General features: G+C 39.8%; 16 protein-coding genes. 6 read left to right on the forward strand and 10 right to left on the reverse strand.

What is annotated here, in order from left to right:
- Positions 1–89: 89 nt before the first annotated feature.
- The 5 genes from ACMFL8_RS09615 to ACMFL8_RS09635 form a co-directional block, all read right to left on the reverse strand.
- A complete protein-coding gene (locus ACMFL8_RS09615) occupies positions 90–593 on the reverse strand; it encodes an Hcp family type VI secretion system effector (protein ID WP_025651832.1) in 504 nt (167 codons plus the stop codon).
- Positions 594–647: 54 nt separating this feature from the next.
- Complete coding sequence (gene tssC, locus ACMFL8_RS09620) at positions 648–2,138, reverse strand: type VI secretion system contractile sheath large subunit (RefSeq protein ID WP_194618964.1); 1,491 nt, start codon at positions 2,136–2,138, stop codon at positions 648–650.
- Between the two features lie 3 nt (positions 2,139–2,141).
- Positions 2,142–2,654, reverse strand: a complete 513-nt coding sequence (gene tssB, locus ACMFL8_RS09625; protein WP_010199981.1) for a type VI secretion system contractile sheath small subunit — start codon at positions 2,652–2,654, stop codon at positions 2,142–2,144.
- A gap of 27 nt (positions 2,655–2,681) precedes the next feature.
- Positions 2,682–3,344, reverse strand: a complete 663-nt coding sequence (locus ACMFL8_RS09630; protein ID WP_240215504.1) for a hypothetical protein — start codon at positions 3,342–3,344, stop codon at positions 2,682–2,684.
- A 144-nt stretch (positions 3,345–3,488) separates the two neighbouring features.
- Positions 3,489–3,959, reverse strand: a complete 471-nt coding sequence (locus ACMFL8_RS09635) for a hypothetical protein (protein WP_240215503.1) — start codon at positions 3,957–3,959, stop codon at positions 3,489–3,491.
- Positions 3,960–4,186: 227 nt separating this feature from the next.
- On the opposite strand from ACMFL8_RS09635, the gene ACMFL8_RS09640 reads away from it, so the two are divergent.
- Genes ACMFL8_RS09640 through ACMFL8_RS09650 form a run of 3 tightly spaced genes read left to right on the forward strand, consistent with a single transcriptional unit; the run spans position 4,187 to position 10,284 of the window.
- The gene (locus tag ACMFL8_RS09640; RefSeq protein WP_413190809.1) at positions 4,187–7,117 is read left to right on the forward strand and encodes a contractile injection system protein, VgrG/Pvc8 family; all 2,931 of its coding nucleotides are present in this window, start codon (positions 4,187–4,189) and stop codon (positions 7,115–7,117) included.
- 13 nt (positions 7,118–7,130) lie between these two features.
- Complete coding sequence (locus ACMFL8_RS09645) at positions 7,131–9,302, forward strand: LysM peptidoglycan-binding domain-containing protein (RefSeq protein ID WP_413190810.1); 2,172 nt, start codon at positions 7,131–7,133, stop codon at positions 9,300–9,302.
- A gap of 1 nt (position 9,303) precedes the next feature.
- Positions 9,304–10,284: a hypothetical protein gene (locus ACMFL8_RS09650; RefSeq protein ID WP_240215500.1), complete on the forward strand. Its 981-nt coding sequence runs from the start codon at positions 9,304–9,306 to the stop codon at positions 10,282–10,284.
- Positions 10,285–10,311: 27 nt separating this feature from the next.
- Here ACMFL8_RS09650 and ACMFL8_RS09655 read toward each other — a convergent pair whose 3' ends face one another.
- Positions 10,312–10,884: an IS630 family transposase gene (locus ACMFL8_RS09655; protein WP_413190811.1), complete on the reverse strand. Its 573-nt coding sequence runs from the start codon at positions 10,882–10,884 to the stop codon at positions 10,312–10,314.
- Complete coding sequence (locus ACMFL8_RS09660; RefSeq protein WP_413191391.1) at positions 10,811–11,107, reverse strand: IS630 transposase-related protein; 297 nt, start codon at positions 11,105–11,107, stop codon at positions 10,811–10,813. Before ACMFL8_RS09660 ends, ACMFL8_RS09655 begins: the two co-directional genes overlap by 74 nt.
- A 149-nt stretch (positions 11,108–11,256) precedes the next feature.
- Here ACMFL8_RS09660 and ACMFL8_RS09665 point away from each other — a divergent pair, with 149 nt between their 5' ends.
- Together ACMFL8_RS09665 and ACMFL8_RS09670 are read left to right on the forward strand one after the other, a co-directional pair.
- Positions 11,257–11,874: a hypothetical protein gene (locus ACMFL8_RS09665; RefSeq protein WP_413190812.1), complete on the forward strand. Its 618-nt coding sequence runs from the start codon at positions 11,257–11,259 to the stop codon at positions 11,872–11,874.
- 150 nt (positions 11,875–12,024) lie between these two features.
- The gene (locus ACMFL8_RS09670) at positions 12,025–12,951 is read left to right on the forward strand and encodes a hypothetical protein (RefSeq protein WP_413190813.1); all 927 of its coding nucleotides are present in this window, start codon (positions 12,025–12,027) and stop codon (positions 12,949–12,951) included.
- Between the two features lie 149 nt (positions 12,952–13,100).
- On the opposite strand, the gene ACMFL8_RS09675 is transcribed toward ACMFL8_RS09670, so the two are convergent.
- Complete coding sequence (locus ACMFL8_RS09675; protein WP_413190814.1) at positions 13,101–14,153, reverse strand: pyridoxal phosphate-dependent aminotransferase; 1,053 nt, start codon at positions 14,151–14,153, stop codon at positions 13,101–13,103.
- Positions 14,154–14,402: 249 nt separating this feature from the next.
- Complete coding sequence (gene uvrB / locus ACMFL8_RS09680; RefSeq protein WP_194618974.1) at positions 14,403–16,514, reverse strand: excinuclease ABC subunit UvrB; 2,112 nt, start codon at positions 16,512–16,514, stop codon at positions 14,403–14,405.
- Between the two features lie 408 nt (positions 16,515–16,922).
- Between uvrB and dps the strand changes: the two genes are divergently transcribed.
- Positions 16,923–17,405 (forward strand): DNA starvation/stationary phase protection protein Dps, encoded by a 483-nt coding sequence (gene dps / locus ACMFL8_RS09685; protein ID WP_010200004.1) that lies wholly within the window; start codon positions 16,923–16,925, stop codon positions 17,403–17,405.
- A 125-nt stretch (positions 17,406–17,530) separates the two neighbouring features.
- Here dps and ACMFL8_RS09690 read toward each other — a convergent pair whose 3' ends face one another.
- Positions 17,531–18,085, reverse strand: coding sequence for a DUF2059 domain-containing protein (locus tag ACMFL8_RS09690; RefSeq protein ID WP_413190815.1), 555 nt, complete (start codon positions 18,083–18,085; stop codon positions 17,531–17,533).
- Positions 18,086–18,358 lie beyond the last annotated feature (273 nt).

Raw genomic sequence — 18,358 nt, forward strand, 5'->3', positions numbered from 1 at the left:
GTCATCCCTATTTAAAAAAATAAAAAAGAAAGGCCTAGATATAAACCTTTCTTCATTGACACAATAAATGAATGACACTTAACACCAGTTTAGGCAGTATAAGTAGCAGTGTTGTTGGCTAGTGACCATTTCTTCGTCACAGCGCCTTTGGCAGTACCATCGATATCTTGCTGGGTGTAAGTCCACTCAACAGCAGCATACTTGATACCGACTTTTTCGATTGGCACGCCTTCAGAGCGGACAGTTGGCTCAACACTAGCAATGAGCGCATGCTTAAGCTTTACTTCAAGATATTTAACGCGCTTATCACCGTTGGCACGATAAAAGTCAATTTGAATTTCATCAAAAGTATAGCCAGCAGAACATGCTTCCCATAGCTTAGGACTGGTCGAGTCCAAATCTTTCATAAAGGTCATATCGGCATGTTCACAGCGCTCAGAAGTGTGACCACCAACGCTGCTGGCTGTCGCTGATTTTGGCTGACGAATCAAGTGATCCCAAGTATTTACTTCAAGCCAACCTTTATGCTCGCTGTCACGAGACTCACCGTCAATTTTGTACTTACCACGGAACTGAATATAAATATCTTTCATATCACACACCTTGTATTTAAAAATTTAAATTTAACGTTGGATTTTAATAAACGATCAGCTGTTGCTAGACTGCGGCAGTTGAGTGACCAGACGCAAAGAAACAGACAATTCGTCAAGCTGAAAGTGTGGTCTCAAAAAGACCACGGACTTGTAGACACCAGGTTTGCCTGGCACTTCTACAACTTGTACAGAAGCTTCGCGCAGTGGGTACTGGGCTTTTGCTTCTTGTGAGGCTCCGTCATCTAGCAAGACATAACGAGAAATCCAATCATTCAAGAACGACTCAACATTACCAGGTGCTAAGAAACTACCTACCTTATCGCGCATCATTGCCTTTAGATAATGGGCAATACGTGATACTGCCATGATATATTGCAACTGAGTCGACAGTACCGCATTGGCATTGGCATCATCGTTTTGATACGTTTTGGCTTTTTGAACTGATTGCGCACCAAAGAAGGCTGCATAATTGGTATTTTTGCAATGGACTAATGGAATGAAACCCAAGTCACTTAACTCTTTTTCGCGGCGATCAGTAATAGAGATTTCCGTTGGGCATTTAAGCGCTAAGTCCCCTTCATCAGTCTTAAAGGTATGGACCGGTAAACCTTCAACCAAGCCGCCACCTTCCACACCGCGAATAGCCGCACACCAACGATAGTCAGAAAAGGCTGAGGTCAATCGCGAAGCAAAAGCATAAGCGGCATTTACCCATAGATAATCATTGTGATCATTACCAGAGACTTCTTCAGTGAAGTTAAAACCCTCTACCACTGTGCCATCTTTAGGATCATAAGGCAGACGACCTAAAAAGCTAGGCACTGTCAGCGCCACATAGCGAGCATCCTCTGACTGCCTAAAAGCGCGCCAGCGTATGTATTCAGCCGTTTCAAATATCTTTGATAAATCGCGTGGGCGACCAATATCAGTAAAAGAATCGAGTCCGAACATCTCAGCGGAAGCCGCCGACACAAACGGTGCATGGGAAGCGGCCGCAACATGAGACAACTGCTCGAGCAGATACATATCAGAGTTTTGGCGAGTAAATTCAAAGTCGCCAACGATTGCTGCATATGGTTCACCACCGAAACTACCGAACTCTTCTTCATATATTTTTTTGAACAGCGTGCTTTGGTCAAAATCAATTGAAGATTGAAAGTCTTTGGTAAGCTCGCGCTTCGTAGTATTCATCATGCGTATCTTAAGCATGGATTCAGAAGGGGTTTGGCTACATAGATAATGCAGACCGCGCCAGCTAGATTCTAGCTTCTGAAACTCAGGTGCGTGCATGACCGTCGTCAGTTGCTTAGAGATCAGCGCATCAATTTGCGCAATTCGTGCATCAATAGATGAGGCTAAATTGTCTGATAATGTCACCGTGCCTTGCATGACTTCATTGGCCAGCTCTGCAATTTGCGACTTCGCGCGATTTTTTTCATCATCGGACTTGGCAACATTACTTTTATTGACGATTTCTTCGAGTAAGTCATAGCTCTCGCTATTCAATGGATCCGTTGCTATCTGCTGCTGGGCTTGAGCATTCATCGTTTAATCCTCACCGTCAGTTTGATTTTGTTCCGCCATTTTCTTGACTTGTTCAGTGTTCTTAAGCACATCATCCAATAGGTCTTCGAGTTTTTCGTTGGCTGATATTTTGTTGCGTAAATCTGCCAAGCGATCTCGTGCTTGTACCAGTTGCTTTAATGGCTCAATTTGATCAGCAACCGCTTCAGGGCGAAAATCGTTGATACTATTGAATGCCAAATCAACCGCGAACTCGCCGCCTTTGTCACTCAAGTCATTGCTTACTCGGAATGTCGCACGTGGTGCTAGACCTGACATCACCTCATCAAAGGTATCCAAATCCACTTCGACAAACTTTTTGTCTTTAAAGCGCGGTTGCTCAAGAGTAGAATCCCCTGAAAACTCTCCCAACACCCCAACGACAAACGGAATTTCTTTCGTTTCGATCGCATCGCCCACTTCAACGTCATAAGTCAAATGCACCCGAGGAGCACGTACTTTTGCGAGTTTCTTTTGCACACTATCTTGATTAGCCATAATAAGTTGCCTCAGCAGTTTCTGGTTTCAACGTAATATACTGAATGGATCAGTAGATTTGGTGTTGCTACTTCTAGGGGATGATGGTTTAGCCGGTCTCTGAACGGGCTTCGCTTTTGGCACTGGACGTGACTTCTGTTTCACTGCTGCTTTTCTTTTAACAGGGGCGGCTTGTCTTTTGACGGCTGCGCGGCGCTTCGCGTTGGACACGTTTTTGCTTCTAGTCGATCGAGCCTTCACCACAGGCGCAGGTGGTTTTGGCAAAGACTCATCATAGTTAAAACCGTAGACTTCACCATATATCTTGCTAAGCGCGTGCTGATATTCAGTTAAAAATGCCGTATCCATATCATCCGTCAAGTAATCTGACTGTAATTGGCTCTGTGAGACAAGGGCACTGCTATTTATAAGGATGCTTTTGAGCGTGGCGGTGCTTTGACCTGAGTCAATTGCTTCGCTCGCTGCGTAGACAGCATAAGCATGATAGCCATTGTTGGCGTAAATCTGAGCCAACAGCTCCCAAGCCAAAGAATCCTTTGGATTGCGAGTTAGCCTCTGATTTAAGTCAGCAATCAATTGATGCAACTGCGGTGACTTTGCATCCGCATTTTTAAGGGCAGCATACTGGTTAATGACACTTGACCCTGGATCTTGCTCTTGTATTGAAAGCTCACTATGAGCTGTACTCATAACCGATCCCATAATAAGTAGACCGGTCAAGATCGTCTTGGGTATTTTATTAGTGACTTTGATAGCGTTTTTAATACTTGTCATCGTAAATCGGTGCTCGCTATTATTAATATGAGATGTATGCATCTGTTGACTCGATAATGGTTAATCAGCCGTACTAACTAAGGTCGTCATATTGGTTAAAGTGTCTTTGAATCTCGCTTTATCATTATCGTTCATCACCGCATTGTCACTATAAGCGTCAATATTACTCTCCGTTACTTTGACCGCAGAGAGCATAGCAAGTTGACGCGCTCCTACCAGCTGATCATCGAGACTCAATGCTTCGGTTGCAGCTCTTAATGAACGGGCGTACTTTTTTGATTGATAGTTGCTTTGGGCAATGGTCATCCATTGCTGGGCTGTCACTGCACGCCCATCATCGACTTTCATGGCATCAGAAAGATAAGAGAGTGAAGGCTCATCCAACTGCTTAGCCACTGTTGGCTTAGAAACCGTTAAGGGCTGTGTGTTCTTCTTCGCGGCGCCACCGCACGCCGTCAGTAACACACTGGCACTGAACATCACTGATAGCAGACCTACCCCTTTCAGCTTAGTACAATCAATAGAATTCATAAGCAAATCATCATCATTAAAACAAAAAGAATAAGAGAAAGTATGACGTTATAATAGAATATATTTAGAACTAAAGTTCTTTAATTAAAAACTTATTGCAAATCGATTATACAGATACTTGACAATATTTCAATAAACTCTATACTTTTCTTAGTATATATTTTAGCAGTGCTTACTTTTAAGCGACCGACTGTACCCTTAAATCTGCAGTCACGGGAACCTCCCTTATGCCTTCGCAAACCGCTCGTCTACACCAGATTACCGTTGAAACCAATAATATACCTATTACCACCTTATATCCTGCTGCATTCTCTTGGTCAAGCGCCATTGATAAAGTGGCTACTAGTCAGCTATTGTTCTATTCGCATGCTTTTTTAGATTCAAACTCTTGTTTATCTTTAGTAAATACATTTGTCTGCTTAAATACCCTTTCAGTTTCCCGTGAACCCAGTCATCGCACTGGGCTTATTAAAGCCGTCAACTACCAGCAGTCAGATGGCGCACTGCATTTTTACACTTTAGACATCGTCAGCCCCGATTGGCAATTAACCCAGTGCATTCATACTCGTACTTTTATCAATCAATCTACGCTCGACATCGTCACTACCCTCTTTGCCGACTATGAATTTGATTGGCAGTTATCTGAGACTTTGCAGTCATCAGAGCGCCTGTCTTCTCAGCTGCCTATGCGCACCCAGTCGGATGTCAGTGATTGGGAGTTTATAACCGGGCTACTTGCTGATAGTGGTGTCAGCACCCTATGGATATCGGGTGATTCATTAGATAATTTAGGGTGTCTGATGCTACTAAGCAGTTTTGATGAGACAGAGTTACTACCATTAGACTATCGTTATGCCCAGTCTTCTATCCAGTCAGGACAAGATACGGTTAATGAGCTACAAATGAGGTCGCAGCAACTGGGTAGTCAGACGGTGATAGTAAGAGCAGATGGCTTAAGCGCGGATACTATTTATGAAGGCCAAGCCGCTGATGAGTCAGCACTAGCAACAGATGACACGACTGTGCTCTTAGGTGCGCCTTCACGCATCGATAGCGATAGTGCAGCGACGGTGTTGGCACAGCAATGGGTGAATGCCAATCGCTGTCAGCGTGAACATTACCAAGCGACTGGTGCGATGCGAGGCATGGTGGTCGGTAGTCCTGTGAGTATTCATAATTTACCTACTATCGGTCGTTTGACTAGCTACTGTATCAGTACGCAGATGGTTGGGATTGAGCCGGACAGCGACAGCGTGTCTTATCACAACCAAGCCTATATCAAAGCGTGGTTACAACGTACTACGCAACAGAGCGGGATGTTCCTCCCCGATCATGGCTACGATATTGCTCGTGACACTGGGATTTGGGTATCAGCGACTTTGTTAGACGCTGCTATTCCTTATTGCCCTTATCCCAGTTCTTTATCCTTTGCCAGTAGCACTTACACGGGTCTCACCCAAGCGCGCACTGGTGACACCAGTTTATCAGCCTCCCCCAGCTATGACTCTAGTGTCAGCACTGACAACCTACAACAAACTATTACTGCGCCCGTCTGGTCAGGCATCAGCCCTCACGATGACGGCACTACCCCGCCCCTGCGCGCATTGCAACTGTCATCCGGTAGCAGTCATGGCTGGCAATTCGCCCCACGGCTTGGACAATCTGTCCTGCTTAACCATTGGTACGGCGATATTGACAGTCCAGTGATTAGCAGATCGCTCTATGACGGTATCGGTATGGGCGATGTGGACGCAACAGACATCACTACTCGCGATGCTGGCTTATCTAATAGACACAACCTACAAGGCGGTGCCTCTCCTAGATGGCATGGCGGTGGTATGGGTCACTCACAGATCAGTGACGATGACGGACACAGTGGATGGATCTCTGGTATTGCTCAATATGGGCTGACTTCTGAGTCTGAAGTGGTCATGAGCTTTGATGACACGCCAAACAAGATCGGTCTGCAGTGGGCGGTGAATACTGGGGCGCGTGCCAATGCTGATATGCCAACGATTACAGATGAAGCGACCTTTGCCCCTGATGAGCATGTATTAGAGCTTGGCGTGCTGCGTCATCGCTTTAGCAATCATCAATCATCAGATAGCGGACAAGGGATCAATCTAGCAACCGACCATGGCTTGCAAATCACCGGCGATACAGGCGTTCTACTCTCCACCTTTGGTATCAGACACAGTCAAAGTGAGCATGAGTCCGCTTGGGTCAATGATGCAGGACAGCGTCAGCTTAAAATGGGCACTGAGTTGAGTGAAACCTTTAAAGAGGCCAAGCAGGCGCACTTGCAATCAACCGAGGCACTTAGTAATGCCAACCAAACGATAGAAGCCTTTAAAACCAGTGCACAAGTGATCGATGAGACGCTAAATACAGAAGTCCTCGGCGCAGCCGATGTGATGCTGGTGAGCAAAGATAGTATCCTCGCATCAGCAAGCAATACGCTATGGACGGCGAAAACAATCGTCAGACAATCAGGCGCTACTCAGTCGGATGTGGTGGCAGGTAGTTATACGCTGACGGCAGATAGTATTGATTCGCTCTCTGGGGTTGGTGGTGAAGCGAGCGCATCGGGATTACATGTGAGTGCGAACACTAAACCACTAGCGATACAGGCACAAGGCGGTGAGTTGCAGCTGCACAGTCAACAAAGCATGACGATTGGTAGTGAGTCAGGACAGGTGAATGTATCGAGTCCAAAACGCATTAAGCTACAAACGAGCGCGGGAGCATCCATTACGATTGATGACAGCGGGATTAAGTTGGTGTGTCCGGGGGTGATTAAAGTCAAGGCGGTGAAGAAGGGTTTGGTTGCGGGGGCGAAGGCTAATTACAAGCCTTTAGAGTTTTTAAACTCTCCTCCTTTTGCAGTTCAGTTTAGTTTTATGAGTTTACTAGGTAAAGGGATTGAACAAGCTAAAGTTATTCTTTTTAACCCAGACACTCATGAGATTATTTCTGAATCAGAAACAGACAACTCAGGTATGACTATGCTATTACAAGATGATAATCATATGCAATATGATTCCTTAATTGGATTTGATCAGTGGTCAAGTCATTTTGAAGATGAAGATATTGAAGGCGAAGATGAGGATGAGGATGAGGATATTATTTTAGGTGAACACGGTTCTCAAGAATCCTAATTAAGGCTGTATAATGACTAAAAAAACACATATTGTAAAAAAAGGTGACACACTCTGGGGCATAGGTCAATTTTATGGCGTTAGTGTCAAACAGTTAGCTAATTGGAATAATATTAAGGGTAAGAAAATACATCAATTAAGTATTGGTCAAAAAATATTTTTACACCTTGACGAAAGTGAAAGTTATGATACGACTTTAAGAATAAAACTTTTAGACTCTGCTTTTAAACCTATCAATGAAGCTACTCTTCAACTCGAATATGATAGTAAATGCGAAACTATCGCAATTACTAACAGTATAACAGAAGATATTTTGATCAAAGATAGACATGCAGGTATCAAGATCTATTTTTTAAATGTCCATAAAAAGTTTCAATTAATTGCTCATCACACTATTCTTCCTTTAGGAAAAAAAAGTTTGACTTTAACTTCAAGAATGATGAAAGTTTCTGGGAGTAATCTTCCAGAAAAAGGGCATCAATTAGAAAAGCTCAAAGACTTAAGTAAAGTCTTGGAAAAAGAAAACCAACAACCAACTCCTCCTGTTCAAAAAGAAGTTGAAAGTCAGTCGGATGGCAATAAAAGCACTCAAACTGATAAGTCCAAAACATCAAGTAAAGCTCCAACAAAGACTAATAATCAAAACTCTTCTGTAAAAGATCACAATGAAGTAATTCGTACAGATGGCGGCACTCCAACCCATGTAGTAGCAGATTTTTATAATGACGAAAATTTAAAACTTCATCCAAATAATGAAATATATCGTCAATTTATAATTAGTGCAGCTAAAAGGCATGGCTTTGATGCTCCTACTACAGCTGCAATAATTAATGCAGAATCAGCAAAAATAGGCAGTGGTTCATTGAAAGGTCGTTGGAAAGCAGATTCTCAGAATAGTACAACATCAGCAGGCGGTATGACTCAAATGTTAGATGGTACTTGGCGTGACATTTCCAAAAGGTCTGACTCACTGCTTTATAAGTACAAACAAAAGCATCCTAAGCTTACAGATGCGAAATTGCTAAAACTTAAATATAATCCTGAACTTTCGATTGATGCAGGAATGGTCTACGCTAAAATGAATCTTGAGACTCTAGGAAAACGTTTACCTATTAATAAAATCACTAGTAAAGCTGATTTAGCTAAGATAGCTTATCTTGCTCATCATGATGGACCATCAGGTTCTGAAAGACTAATAAAAAATGAGTACACAAGTAGTAGCTTAATGAGAAAAAAACTCATTATACAAATAGGGGAAAAAGACAAGTTTAAAAAGTATATGAAAGAAGCTAATCAAAATGGTGTGAAAGCTTATCAAACTTGGATTAGAGATTATATTGATTCGTACATAAATGTTAAAAATTTTATGCATAAAATTCCTGATAATATCTGTATAAATAGTCTTGACGCTATTATTGTCATTTTGGAAGGTGTTTCATATAAAAGTAAGAGTAATGAAAAATGTATTCCTGCTCCTGCTCCTGCTCCTGCTCCTGCTCCTGCTCCTGCTCCTGCTCCTGCTCCTGCTCCTGCTCCTGCTCCTGCTCCTGCAAAAAACACTACTAATGTGGGTGGAGGGAATCAATGGCGAAATCCACTTGATACCTGCCAAGTTAGACGTTTCGGTTATGGTTCTGCTCCATTAACTTATAAAAGCAATAAATATAGCAAAGAAAATTTAGCATTAGCTACAAATGAAATATCAAGACACGGTAGAACTTCCAAGCGTCATTCAAAGTTACATCAGGGAAATGATTTAGAAGCATCTCTCAACAGTCCCGTATACGCAGTTTGTAAGGGACGTATCGTATTTGCCACTTCATATAGTAGCTATGGTAATTCGATAATTTTACAGTGTAATGTTGATGATCTACCAGTAAGTAAAAAGAATATACTAAGAAATAAACTCGATTTTAAAAAAGATATTGTATATTTCATATATTGCCATTTAAACAAAATTAAAGTTGACAAAGATGAGTTAGTTGAAGATATTTCCCAGCCGATTGGTCTTAGTGGTAATTCAGGCAATGCAGGAAGTATGACCTCAATATCTAAGGGTTCTCACCTTCACTTTGAAGTCAGAGATGAAGTAAGTAAATCGTTAGGCGCAACAGGACTTAAATATCGTTATGATCCTTTTCCCTTATTAGATAATTGTTCGACTATTGAAAACGGAGTCCAATAAAATGAATATTAAATTACTTTTTTTATCAATGAGTATTTGCCTCAGCGTCACTGCTTGTAGTTTTGGTGAAGCGAAGCAAAATAGTGAAGAATTATCAGATAGAAAATCTGAAAGTAATCTTATAAATCAGAATAAAAGTCAGAATAAAAATTCTATAGCACAATCATACAATGATGTTCACAAGACTGTTAGCAATGAAGTTACCAATATACTTGATATTGATCCTTTATCAGATAATGTTAATCTTGAAGTAACTGATGACATTTTTATTCGTGCAATAGACTATCCTCTTAGTCAATACAATAAGAAACTATTAGTTAAAATACATTCAGAAGATCCTTTAAATAAAAACTCTAAACCAATTGCCATTGTAACCAATTCAGATAATATTAAAGTTACTCAAGTCCCTACAATTAACGAAGACCAAAAAGAACTTAGAAAAGTATTTAATAATAACTTCGATGTATATTTTTTATCAGGGAAAAATAAAAAGAAACTTAACGTTAGTTTTAAGAACAAAGAATATATTCACATAAGCTCAAGTTATTCTGACACTAATATCTCATTACTCCATATTGAAAGTGAGGGTTCTACTTTTCGTCCTGAAGAATATGCATGGAGTTCTTGTTTGTTTATTTATAATAAAAAGGTAAATAAATTTGTGGAGTTTTTTCCTGAAGGTTGTGTCAGACAAGATATCAAGCGTACTGGAGTTACGAAAAAAAATGATTACGAAAGAGATGAAGTGTATTTAGATGAAGTAAAAGTAAAAAATGGAATTTATACAATAAGTTTTAATAATTTACCCAGATTAAAAAATTCTCAATTTAATTTTAGTGAAGAAAAAATTCTAACATACAAGTTTAAGTTAGATTTAGAGAATGATAATACTCAATTTCAACTAGTAGATTGTGACTATCGTTATAAAAAAAATAATCAGCTGGTGAAAGAACATAGAGAATGCGATTATTATTTAGAGTAAGTTATATTTTCTTATAATTAACTCTAGTCAGTTCAAAATAAAACTGTTATGGCCAAGACAAATATCATAAAACAATTTAGATAAGTCATTTTGCATCCAGCCTTGACGTAGAAACTTCACCTGTGCCCATTTCTTTTCGATAGGGTTCAAGTCTGGGCTGTACGGCGGCAGCCAAAGAATACGATAACCATGCCTGTTCAATAGCTTTTGAATGCGTTTATTTTTATGAAACTTGGCATTATCCATGACGATCACGCATTTGGTTTTAAGGCTTGGAATAAGTGTGAACTTGCACCAATCATAAAATATATTGCTGTTAATGTTCTGTTCAAAGTAATTCAGTGCAAACAACATCTTTTCATACAGAGCACCAATGACGTTGGTTCGTTTTTTTGCTTGCCAGTTGTAGCTATCAATACAAGGTTTGCCTATCGGTGCATAGCCATAAGGACGAATAGTTTCAGCCTCAAAGCCACTTTCATCCATGTACACAATGGGGTAGCCTTGCTGCGTAAAGCTATTAAGCTTACTCTGATACTTCGCTCTTTTTATCAGACACGCTTTTGGATCTTCCAAGGTCTTTTTTTTGACTGATACCAAGGCGCTTTAAGGCATGATAAATGCCTGTTTTACTACAGTTTAAACGACGTGCTCGCTCATACTGGTAATCATCAGGATGTTCTTTGACATCATTAAGTAGCACGTCATCTAGTATTTTATAGGGTTTGGTTTGCCTAGTCGTTCTGCTATGAACAAGTCTCTTCCAGTTTTGTATGGTGGTTGGGCTGAGATTATAGAAAATAGCAGCTTCAGCAAAGGTCATGCCGTCATCTATACTTTTAAGAACTTGTTTACGAAAATCTAGTGAGTAAGTCATGGTCTTTATAATAATAATTAAGTTTGATCATTAGCTTACAACACTTTTAAGTGAGCTTTGCTATATTATAATCTCAAAAAAGGATAAATGTTGATATGAAGAGCCTATACCTTATAATAATGTCATTTTCTTTATTTATTGTAGGATGTAACTTTGATATCTCACAGCCTCAAGCAATTAGTGGAAAGACAATAGTTAATAATGAAGATAAAAAGAAATATTCAAAACTCATAGAGGAAGTAGATAAAGAAGTTAGTTATATTAAAATGGAAGCATCCAATTCGGACGAAAATAAGGTAATCAAAGAAACAAAACTTCCGTTAACGCTTAATAGTTACACAAATTGCAATATGGAAAATAATAATACTTTTTGTAAAAATAGGTTTCCAACTTATGATATTAAGGTTTTGCCTATTAATTTAAAGCAAGGCTACACTGATATCAAATATACAGACACTATATTAAAACTTCCAAATATAAATGACATAGAAGTCTATATTTTAGCTAGAAATATGACAGATGTTGAAGAATATACGATAGTTACTTATAATAAAAAAATAATTGATAAACTATTGATCGGAAAGATAGGTTCAGCTGATAATTCTGATAGAAGATTTTCTATTAGCGAAAATTATAAAAATATAGAAATTAATTTTAATGACAAATCTAAAAATTATAAAGTGAACAATTCAGGAAACATTTTAGGAATCTAAACTGTTAAATCTTTTTCGAATATTAGCACAGCTCAATAAGGCAGCTATAGTTAATTCTTTATTAAATATATTTTTAAACTACTTGCAGTGCATTGATATACTGAATCAACCAAAATTCTTACTAAATTAAAAATAAAAGAAAAACAGTCCATGAACTTATCAAAGAATATTTATAAGACTGTAAGTGCATTATTAATCACTCTGTGTTTACCTGCATGTCAGGAGGACACAGAAGTTTACCAAACCTTATGCGTTGACTCAGATACTACAATTAAGAACGATATACCTGAAAAGGGTATCTTGTGGTCATTAGCTAAGGATGATATCAAACATTTGATTCCAATGCTCACCAAAGAGTCACCTCGAAACATTTACGTCATGAATTCTATTACAACCTGCGAAATGACATTTGAAGATATTGAAGTAGATAAAAGCATTTGTAATGTTACCTTAAATGCTGGAGCTTACGGTCATGCAGAATGTAATAATGGCTCTAAATTCAGCTTTGGATGTTACGAAAAGGATTGTGATCAATACTTCCTATTTCCTTTCAAAGATGAAGGAGGAGTTGATTTAGAGCCTCGTCATTTAGATTTGCGTGAACCTATTAGTGGTAAAACTCATGTTGAAAACTATAAAAAATATCTTGATACAATGAATAAGAAATCAGTCAAAAATAAACTAGCTGTAAAAGTTTATTTTGAGAATTCAAACTTAGATAAATCAAGCTATGTTATTCGATATGTAGATAAAGCATCGCCACTCAAAAACAGCATCCAAGAATATTTGAACGGCTTAACGCCAGAAGAACAAAAGCTAGGATTTGAGTCAAGTAATTTTGGCAATAATAGCTCCATAGTCAAAATTGAGGACAATATCGCTAAAATTCACTTTACTGCTGATAACTTGGCCACAGATTTGCGCTCGCCCCAACAGGTTATAGACTTTAGCCATTCTATATATATGATCGCAGATCAGTTTGAAACTGTTAACGAAACAGAGATATGCGTTAATGATACCTATAACTACCAAATGGCTTTTTTAGCTAATGAAGAGCCGATTGACTGTCCCTTCTAATTTCAGAGCTTATTTTTCTTGAACCACCCCAAGTATATCGGAGACAGATTTACTTGAGTCAGGCTGCAATGCCTGACAAAGTTAAATTCTCATAATACCGTCTTTCAAACTCAGCTAGTTTGAAACTTACCAATCTTTCAATACAGGCGCTAAACCCAACCTTTTTCACGAAATGTTTTTAGCACTTTGATAAATACTTCCATCTCATCAGGCGTGCCAAGCGTCAAGCGATTGAAGCCTGTGACAGGTGGAAACTCGCGCCCAACCTTAATGCCATTGTCTCGCATTCTATCGATATAAGTTTTTAAATCGCCTTTTATTTCATGAAAAATAAAGTTGGTCTGTGAGGGTAAATAGCGCAGCCCCAGATCGTCTAACACTGTTTCGATCATTTGACGTGATTGATTGGTATTGCGCAAACTTAGCTCTAAAAACTTGGCATCATTTAACGTCGCAATAGCAGCAACCGCACCTGACAAGTTGGTATTGTCCATAGACATAAATGCTTCGACAGTCTCAATAGCTTGCGGGTTAGAAATCGCGTAGCCCACTCGCATACCGGCTAAGGCACATAACTTTGAGAAAGTATGGATAACAACAAGATTGTCTGATAACCCTTGTTTTAACCACTCAATCCCACTCTCAAAGCTTGGATCTGACACGTACTCCAAGTAAGCTTGATCTAATAAAAAGTAATGGTTATCTGGTGCATTACTTACCCATGTTTTGAGGGCTGCCGTTGAGGTGATCGTCCCTGTTGGGTTATTAGGATTGCAAAGATAAAGCAAGCTAATACCGTCAAACTCATCGGCAGCTTTTTGTAGGTTTTTCAGATCTAAGTCATAATTGTTGGCTGTTAATGGTATTTTGACTACGTCTGCACCAATCGATTTTGCATACATCTCTGCACAATCAAACGTTGGCACCGGAATGACCATCTGGAATGCTTTACCTTCTTTTAAGGCTTTGTGTTGCAGCATTTGTATGACCGCTCGCATATTTTCAGTCGAGCCATTGCCTAATGAGATTTGGTTTTCTGCCACACCATGGATGGTGGCAATTTTGCTAATGAGCGCAGCGCGTGGATTATCTGGATAACGAAAGCCCTCACCTAAAGACTCTATAATGGCTTGTTTGGCAGAAGCTGACATGCCTAGTGAGTTTTCATTCGCATTTAATTCTAAGAATTTTTTATTTTGCATGATGGATTATGTGCCTCAACGTCCGTTGTTATAAGTTCATATTGCTCATTGATATCATATTAAGGGGCATTTGGTATAAACACAAGTTTTGTTACAACCAAATTTTAGTTATTAATAGCAATAGATAAAAACCATCTTTTCGCAGCTCTAAAAAACCATAAAAAAGGTGAGCTGCCCTACTTGCAACTCACCTTTTTGTCAAACATACGCTATTCAACACACATCATTCAATCACGTTCAAGTTGAACGCTAGATTAAATGCGCCTTTAACTCAAGCACCTTATCACGCGTTTTCGCCGCATCTTCAAATTTCAAGTCACGAGACATCTGCTTCATAAGCTTTTCAAGACGATTGATTTCTTTGGCCAGCAAATCAGGACTGCGTAAGATACTGATATCAACATCAGGCAGATTGCTCTTGATAGGAATCACTTGATTGTCATTGGCATTCTGATCGTCACCCGTATCGATTTTATCGGTGATACTGCGACGTGCCCCTTTTGGGGTGATGTTGTGCTCAAGGTTAAATGCCACTTGTTTTTCACGGCGACGGTCGGTCTCGTCTATCGCCTTTTGCATACTGTTGGTAATGCGATCAGCATAAAGGATAGCCTTACCATTGATATGACGCGCAGCACGACCAATGGTCTGAATAAGCGCACGCTCAGAACGCAAAAAGCCTTCTTTATCGGCATCAAATATCGCCACCAGTGATACCTCGGGCATGTCTAACCCTTCACGCAATAGATTAATGCCGACCAACACATCATGCACGCCAGTCCGCAACTCATGAATGATCTGCATACGCTCGACGGTATCGATGTCCGAATGCAAATACGCTACTTTGACATCATATTCTTTTAGATAACTGGTCAAATCCTCTGACATACGTTTGGTCAATGTGGTAATTAATACGCGCTCATCTTTTTCTCGGCGCTTAGTAATCTCTGATAACACATCATCGACCTGCGTCAATACGGGACGTATCTCAATCTCAGGATCAATCAGCCCAGTTGGACGGACGACTTGCTCAACGACTTGCTCGCTGTGCTCAAGCTCATATAATGCTGGTGTGGCGCTAACGTAAATGGTCTTAGGCTTGATACGCTCCCACTCTTCAAACTTCATCGGGCGGTTGTTCATTGCGCTTGGTAAACGGAAACCATAATTCACGAGGTTTTCTTTACGTGATCTATCGCCTTTATACATCGCGCCAATTTGCGAGACGGTCACGTGTGACTCATCAAGGAACAGCAGTGCATCTTCTGGAATATAATCAAACAACGTCGGCGGCGCTTCCCCTGATGGACGGCCAGAGAGATGCTGCGAATAATTTTCGATGCCATTACAGTAGCCAAGCTGCTGTATCATCTCAAGGTCATATTGGGTACGCTCTTTGAGACGTTGCGCTTCTATCAGCTTATTGTTATCACGGAAGTATTCTAAACGCGGCTCTAGCTCCGCGCGAATCGTATGACTGGCAGCTTCTAGTTTATTGCGCGGCGTCACATAGTGCGATTTTGGATAAATGGTTATACGCGGCACGCTACGTACCGTCTTACCCGTCAATGGATCAAACCAAGTAATTTTTTCTACTTCGTTGTCAAACAAGTGCACACGTACAGCCAACTGCTCAGATTCAGCAGGATAAATATCAAGCAGCTCACCACGCAAGCGATACGTACCACGTCCAAAATCTAGCTCGTTGCGTGTGTATTGCATTTCAACCAAACGTTTAATGGTAGCGGTACGATCTATCTGATCACCGACCACGACATGCAGTAGCATTTTTAGATAACTTTCAGGATCACCCAAACCATAGATACACGATACAGAAGCTACAATAATCGCATCACGGCGCTCTAATAGAGCACGCGTCGCTGACAGACGCATCTGATCGATATGATCATTGATGGCGCTATCTTTTTCGATAAAGGTATCACTCGCTGCGACATAAGCTTCAGGTTGGTAATAGTCATAATAACTGACGAAGTACTCCACCGCGTTATTCGGGAAAAACGACTTAAATTCACCATACAGCTGAGCGGCAAGCGTTTTGTTGTGCGCCATGATAATCGTCGGACGCTGAGTCTCAGAGATAACCTTGGCCATGGTATAAGTCTTACCAGAACCCGTCACCCCCAATAACAACTGCTCATTCATACCAGAATTAATACCATTGACCAGCTTTTTGATCGCTTGTGGCTGATCCCCTGCTGGTTCAAAATCGGTGACCATCTCAAAGGCACGACTCGATATTTGCGTCCCTGACGCATTAACACCACTAATTTCAGCTTCGCCTTGGAGCTGAGTGGCCAATTGGTTTAACTGACGCGATGAGCGCGGTTCGGGCATACGCATAATGGCTTTCTTCTTCTTGAGGTTTATAACAATATGGGGTCTGAGCAGCGGTTTTTAAAGGCTTTTTAACGGATAGTGACGAGGCCTATCTCATGATTACAGTGATATTTCACAGCCCAAAATGCAAGTGTATAAAGATATTTTTATCAAAGAATCAATTTTTTATTAGGTGATAAATCTTATATTGTTATAAAAAACTCACACAATCTTGAATAAATTTACAAAGATTTTCATGGTTAACAAACTCCTTACACGACCACCTCATAAAGCCTAACACTGAATGGTTCAATCACAGATTTAAGCTGTTATTATTCATGACGAATCAACAAGCACTACTAATACAAAAACCAAATAAGAAACAAGTGACCTATTTAATTCAATAAAACAAAATACATAACGGAGTAAGATATGAGAGAACGTTACGCAAGTGGAATTTCCGATGAAACTGCCAAAAAAATGATCGATGTGTTAAACGCTAACTTAGCAAATGTCATTGATTTAACTTTAGATGGCAAACAATGCCATTGGAATTTACAAGGTACTGGCTTTATCGGTGTGCATCAGTTACTAGATGACACATCAGATCGTATCCTTGAAGTATCAGATACTATCGCAGAACGTATTGTAATCTTAGGTGGTCAGCCAAACGGTTTAGCCAGTCGCGTGGTAAAAGAATCTATTTTAGACGATTACCCTACTGACATTACCGAAGTAGATCAGCATGTTCGCGAGCTGACGAGCCGCTACAAGAAAGTCGCGGAAGCTTTGAGAGAAGCGATCGCTACTGCTGGTGATGCAGGCGACGAAGACACAGCTGATTTATTTACAGAAGCCAGCCGTATTATTGATAAAGATGCATGGTTCATCGGTGCAAATGCGCCAAAGAAATAATACCGTTACAAATTTAGTTGATTATTAACGTTATTATATTAAGTGCAAAGTATTATATGAAGTAAAAATAGAAAAGGTCACCTGATTGGGTGACCTTTTTTTATGCACGCATATTCTATCATTTTCTATTTCAGGGCTTTTAGTTCTTCTATCATAATGGGCAAAGCTTTCTTTAGCTCGGCTGAAACATTCTGTGTCATAATAGCTCTGACATCTTTCGCATACTCTTGCATCATAATAGGCTGTTTTTCTATTATGCTAGCCCCTAAGTCGCTTTCGTAAAAATCGATTTGAGCGTCAACTTCTTCTTGAGTAAAATACTTTTTTACAGCACTAACGTAAGCTTGAATTTGTGCCTCATTGATAGTTTCAATATACTCATCATCAAATATACTACTACTATAATTAGAAAAAACTTTGATTAGTTTTTGACGTTGGGCAGCACTCATGTCATTAGTCACAAGGCTAGACAACATAGAGTCATTAACTATTTTTTGTAAACTATCTTTCGAGGACATCTGTTTGATTGTTTCATTCAAATGTGTGACATTTACTAACTCTCTCACTGACTTGTCAGTAGGTACCGCAGCCTGTGCAAAGAACGTCGGTACTGCCAGCATAGTAGCGACGCTTAAACCAAACATCAGGGACACCAAAGTATTTTTCAAAATATATGTCATATTATCACCTTATTTTAGTATCTAGTTTTTACTGCTAATTATCATTGTTATCTTAGCCTAATTTTTCGAATTAGACCCGTATAGTTATTAGACCCATATAGTTAAGAGTAACTGGAGTCTATTGAACATTCGAATATTAGGACTGCTGATAGATAAAATCGTACCAAACTAGGCATCCATCGACGATAAAGTCTAACCTAGAATGACCAGGGCGTGTCCTCAGTTTGAAAATGGTGATAAAAATGAGATAAATTGCAGCTAAACAAGGAAAAT

Origin of the sequence: Psychrobacter sp. AT9 (genome assembly GCF_047272965.1) — a bacterium.
Lineage (GTDB): Bacteria > Pseudomonadota > Gammaproteobacteria > Pseudomonadales > Moraxellaceae > Psychrobacter > Psychrobacter glaciei.

Excerpts from the sequence above, each read along its gene's own strand:
- ACMFL8_RS09615 (WP_025651832.1), bottom strand. The coding sequence starts at position 593 with ATGAAAGATATTTATATTCAGTTCCGTGGTAAGTACAAAATTGACGGT.
- tssC (WP_194618964.1), bottom strand. The coding sequence starts at position 2,138 with ATGAATGCTCAAGCCCAGCAGCAGATAGCAACGGATCCATTGAATAGC.
- tssB (WP_010199981.1), bottom strand. The coding sequence starts at position 2,654 with ATGGCTAATCAAGATAGTGTGCAAAAGAAACTCGCAAAAGTACGTGCT.
- ACMFL8_RS09630 (WP_240215504.1), bottom strand. The coding sequence starts at position 3,344 with ATGAGTACAGCTCATAGTGAGCTTTCAATACAAGAGCAAGATCCAGGG.
- ACMFL8_RS09635 (WP_240215503.1), bottom strand. The coding sequence starts at position 3,959 with ATGAATTCTATTGATTGTACTAAGCTGAAAGGGGTAGGTCTGCTATCA.
- ACMFL8_RS09640 (WP_413190809.1), top strand. The coding sequence starts at position 4,187 with ATGCCTTCGCAAACCGCTCGTCTACACCAGATTACCGTTGAAACCAAT.
- ACMFL8_RS09645 (WP_413190810.1), top strand. The coding sequence starts at position 7,131 with ATGACTAAAAAAACACATATTGTAAAAAAAGGTGACACACTCTGGGGC.
- ACMFL8_RS09650 (WP_240215500.1), top strand. The coding sequence starts at position 9,304 with ATGAATATTAAATTACTTTTTTTATCAATGAGTATTTGCCTCAGCGTC.
- ACMFL8_RS09660 (WP_413191391.1), bottom strand. The coding sequence starts at position 11,107 with ATGACCTTTGCTGAAGCTGCTATTTTCTATAATCTCAGCCCAACCACC.
- ACMFL8_RS09665 (WP_413190812.1), top strand. The coding sequence starts at position 11,257 with ATGAAGAGCCTATACCTTATAATAATGTCATTTTCTTTATTTATTGTA.
- ACMFL8_RS09670 (WP_413190813.1), top strand. The coding sequence starts at position 12,025 with ATGAACTTATCAAAGAATATTTATAAGACTGTAAGTGCATTATTAATC.
- ACMFL8_RS09675 (WP_413190814.1), bottom strand. The coding sequence starts at position 14,153 with ATGCAAAATAAAAAATTCTTAGAATTAAATGCGAATGAAAACTCACTA.
- uvrB (WP_194618974.1), bottom strand. The coding sequence starts at position 16,514 with ATGCGTATGCCCGAACCGCGCTCATCGCGTCAGTTAAACCAATTGGCC.
- dps (WP_010200004.1), top strand. The coding sequence starts at position 16,923 with ATGAGAGAACGTTACGCAAGTGGAATTTCCGATGAAACTGCCAAAAAA.
- ACMFL8_RS09690 (WP_413190815.1), bottom strand. The coding sequence starts at position 18,085 with ATGACATATATTTTGAAAAATACTTTGGTGTCCCTGATGTTTGGTTTA.